This window comes from Anaerococcus sp., from assembly GCF_022770135.1.
Lineage (GTDB): Bacteria > Bacillota > Clostridia > Tissierellales > Peptoniphilaceae > Anaerococcus.
Map to the genome: position 1 here is coordinate 1 of NZ_JALEIL010000122.1, position 3627 is coordinate 3627.

The 3627-nt window shown below is 40.3% G+C and carries 3 protein-coding genes; all 3 read left to right on the forward strand.

Features of this window, described 5'->3' with window-relative positions; genetic code table 11:
- The first annotated feature begins 1 nt into the window (after position 1).
- The 3 genes from MRZ08_RS06355 to MRZ08_RS06365 are packed head-to-tail and all read left to right on the forward strand — an operon-like array spanning position 2 to position 3580.
- Positions 2–889 (forward strand): RluA family pseudouridine synthase, encoded by an 888-nt coding sequence (locus tag MRZ08_RS06355; protein ID WP_297380732.1) that lies wholly within the window; start codon positions 2–4, stop codon positions 887–889.
- On the forward strand, positions 873–2402 hold the full coding sequence (locus MRZ08_RS06360) for a YifB family Mg chelatase-like AAA ATPase (RefSeq protein ID WP_297380735.1): 1530 nt from the start codon (positions 873–875) through the stop codon (positions 2400–2402). The genes MRZ08_RS06355 and MRZ08_RS06360 overlap by 17 nt, the downstream gene beginning before the upstream one ends.
- Positions 2402–3580: a GspE/PulE family protein gene (locus tag MRZ08_RS06365; protein ID WP_297380738.1), complete on the forward strand. Its 1179-nt coding sequence runs from the start codon at positions 2402–2404 to the stop codon at positions 3578–3580. The genes MRZ08_RS06360 and MRZ08_RS06365 overlap by 1 nt, the downstream gene beginning before the upstream one ends.
- Positions 3581–3627 lie beyond the last annotated feature (47 nt).

A 3627-nucleotide genomic window follows, 5' to 3' on the forward strand; every position in this document is an offset into this window, starting at 1 on the left:
AATTGATAAGTTTATATCTGATGAACTAGAGGAGATCCCTCGTGAGAAGATTAAGGACTTCATCAAGGATAAGAAAATAAAAGTAAATAATTCTTCAGTAAAGCCTAGCTTTAAGCTAAGCGAAGGAGATGAGATAGAAATCGACGACTCGCTTTTCCATGTACCAGAACTTAAGGCAGAAGATATGGACCTTAAGGTGGTTTTTGAAAACGATGATTACGCCATCATCGATAAGGATAGTAATGTCATAGTCCATCCAGCAGGGAAAATCATTACAGGAACTCTGGTAAATGGCCTCCTTGGTAAATACGGCTACGATGGACTTTCTCACATAGGAGGAGATGATAGGCCAGGTATAGTCCATAGGCTTGATAAGGATACGACAGGCCTTATAGCCATTACCAAAAACAACGCCTCTTATAAGTATTTCAAGAAGATGTTTGAGACAAGAAAGGTCGACAAATACTATTACGCCATAGTCTTCGGGAACTTCGATAAGAATAAGGGTACTATCGACAACTTTATGGATAGGGATGTCCACAACAGAAGGAAGATGGCTGTAAGAAATACTGGAAGAAGGGCCGTAAGCCACTATGAGGTCATAAGCGAGGTAGAAGGCTTTTCTCTTCTTAGAATAAAGATTGAAACAGGAAGGACCCATCAGATAAGAGTCCACATGACCCATATCAACCACCCTATCCTGGGAGACCCTGTCTATGGCAATGTCAAACACAATTTTAATCTCGACCACCAGCTCCTTCACTGTGGCAAGGTTAGCTTTAAAAATATGGGAGGAGACTATGTGACTTATGAAGCTACCCCTCACGAAGACTTTTTGAAATATCAGAAAATATTAGGATTAGGTGATAAAAATGTATTCGAAAACTAACACGACAACCCTTATAGGCCTTGATGGCAAGCTTGTAGAAGTAGAATCTGACATAACATCAGGTCTTCCTTCCTTTACTATAGTAGGTCTTCCAGACTCATCGATTAAGGAATCAAGAGACAGGGTGAGAGTCGCCCTCATTAACACTGGCTACAGATTTCCAGCAGGCAGAATTACAATCAATCTCTCCCCAGCTGATCTTAAGAAGGAAGGAACCCAACTAGACCTACCAATAGCGATTTCCCTTTTAGGATCTATGGGAGTAATTAACTTTGACTACGAAGAATACATAATCCTAGGCGAGCTTTCCCTAGACGGAAGAATTGTTCCTATAAGAGGGGCCCTTGCCATGGTTATAGCCATGCGTGAGCTAGGTTTTACTGAATTTATAATTCCTGACGATAATAAGGATGAGTGCGCCATAATTTCAGATATAGAGATCTACCCCTTCGATAAGCTAAATGACCTTGTAGCCTTTCTAAACAAGGAAAAGCAGGTCAAAGCCTACGAGATAGATTTAAGCAAAATCACCGAAGAGAAAACTTATGATTACGACTTCAAAGACCTTAAGGGCCAAGAAAGCCTAAAGCGTGCCCTTCAAATAGCAGCTGCAGGCAATCACAATGTCCTAATGATTGGAGCTCCAGGCTCTGGAAAGACATTTTCTGCCAAGCACCTTCCTACAATCCTTCCAGACATGAGCTTTGACGAGAAGGTAGAAGTAACGAAGATCTATTCAATTATGGGCCTCCTCGACAGTGGGCATTTGGTAAACGAAAGACCCTTCAGGGCACCCCACCACACATCAAGCGAAGTAGCTCTAATAGGTGGAGGCCACTCCGTCCCAAGGCCAGGAGAGATTACCCTAGCCCACAAGGGAGTGCTCCTTTTGGATGAGTTTCCAGAATACAAGAAAAATGTAATAGAAGCCCTAAGAGAGCCCCTAGAAAATAAGGAAATAAACGTAGCAAGGTCTCAAGCATCAGTAAAATATCCGGCAGACTTTATCCTAATCGCTGCTATGAACCCTTGCCCATGCGGCAACTACGGCAATCCCTTGAAGGAATGTACTTGCTCCTTTAATGAAATAAGGAGATACTTAAACAAGATTTCTTCGCCTATACTAGATAGGATCGACATACATATAGAGATAAAGCCTGTCAAATACGAAGACCTAAAGGATGATACTAAGTCCAAGTCATCAGCCGAGCTTAAGAGAGAAGTGGTAAGGGCAAGGCTTATCCAGAAAGAAAGATACAAGGATGAGAAGATTTCTACAAACTCAGAGCTTAATACCAATCAGATGAAAAAATACATCAAGCTATCCGACGAGGTTGAAAAAATCGCCAAGATGGCTTTCAACAAATACAACTTCTCTGTTAGGTCCTTCAACAAGATAATAAAAATGTCAAGGACTATAGCAGACCTTGAGGCAAGTGCGGAAATAGAATCCAAGCACCTCTTAGAAGCAATCCGCTACAGGTCCTTGGATGACAAATACTGGAGCAACTAATGACAGAAGAAAGAGCCCTTGGAGTAAACATAGATAAATTTATAAAAAATCTAATAAAGTATGCTATCAAACTTAGGGCAAGTGACATCCACATCGAAGCCTTCAGCAATTATTCAAAGATAAGGCTTAGGGTAGATGGAGACCTTAGGGAATATATGAGGATAAATCTTTCCCAATACGAAAAGCTAGTAAGCAAGATCAAGCTAATGGCGAAGATGGACATATCGGAAAAAAGACGTCCTCAAGATGCCAACCTCAGACTAAAAGAATTTGAAGGAATCGACTTTAGAGTATCGAGCCTAAATACAGTAAATGGCGAAAAGATAGTCCTAAGAATCTTATCCATAGATGAGTTTAAGAAGACAAGTAGGCTCTTGGGATTTACAGAAGACTCTATAGGAAAAATCGATCAAGTCCTAAAGAAAAGATCAGGCATGATAATATTTACAGGACCAACTGGATCTGGAAAGTCCACAAGTCTGTATGCTTTACTTAACAAACTAAATACCGGTAGGGAAAACATTATAAGCGTAGAAGATCCTGTCGAATACAAGATCGAAGGGATAAACCAAGTTTCAGTAAATGAGAAAATCGGTCTTACTTTCTCCAAATCCTTAAGGTCAATCCTAAGACAAGACCCTGATATAATAATGATTGGAGAAATAAGAGATAAGGAAACTGCCCAAATCGCCATAAGAGCAGCCATAACTGGCCACTTGGTCCTATCAACCCTCCACACAAGAGACGCCCTCTCATCAATCGTGAGATTAAAAGACTTAGGAGTAGAAGACTATCTTATAAGATCTGCCCTAAGTCTTTTGGCAAGTCAGAGACTAGTAAGAAAGCTCTGCGACTGCAAAAAGAAAGACATCATGACAGATAACGAATACGAAATCGTAAGCCAATACATAAAAACGCCAAGAGATAAGCCAATCTACAGACCAAATGGCTGTGACAAATGCCACGATGGCTACCTAGGTAGAGAAGCCGTAGAGGAAGTCATCCTAGTAGACAAAGAGCTAAAAGAAATCCTAAGAGAAGAGGGAGCTTCTACTAGTAAAATAAAAGAAAAACTTAAAAAAGAAGGCTTCAGGTCAATGCTTGAAAATGGACTAGAAAAAGTCTTAGAAGGTAAAACAAGCTTTGAAGAAGTTCTTGGAGCTTTGGATGTGGAGTAGGGAATTTCTGGAGAAAAATGAATTTTAGCTATTAATTAGAGATATTA